Source organism: Shigella sp. FC1967, assembly GCF_001743005.1.
Taxonomy (GTDB): domain Bacteria; phylum Pseudomonadota; class Gammaproteobacteria; order Enterobacterales; family Enterobacteriaceae; genus Proteus.
On sequence record NZ_MIIZ01001208.1, the window covers coordinates 1 to 479 of the forward strand.

A 479-nucleotide genomic window follows, 5' to 3' on the forward strand; every position below is an offset into this window, starting at 1 on the left:
TTTTTTCTCTGGGTCATACAGCAATGAGCACCCTTCTAGCTGAGCAATTTGCTCTGCCATTGCTTCATAAGGTGAATTATTTTCAGGAATATCTTGGCGGAATTGACGGGATTCATGAGCGACTTCATCCGCCACAATTGCCATTTTGTTATCAGCCAAAATTTGTAGAATAGAAGGGCTATCCGCAATAATGCCTGTAACCACAATCTTGTGCCCTTTCCAAGGTTCTAGAGACAAGCTTTTGCATTGTGCGACAATGGCTTCAACGGCTTTTGTATGTTCAACAACATCCATAAAATAACCACTTTTGATCACGGTATTACGACGTTGTGGTGTGACTAAATTTGGATGAAGTGCCGCGATATCTGAAAACTCGCGTAATGCGCGACGGCGCTGATTAAACAGATGGATGGCTCTTTTCAATCCATCGTCTGTCACCGGCTGACCTGAAATTTCCCCTAATTGCAGTGCAATTTTTT

Annotated in this window: 1 protein-coding gene; it reads right to left on the reverse strand. The window is 42.8% G+C overall.

The window, feature by feature from the left end:
* The coding region (locus BHE89_RS20270) for a 2-hydroxyacyl-CoA dehydratase family protein (protein ID WP_141008352.1) at nt 1–479 on the reverse strand (479 nt) is incomplete at both ends.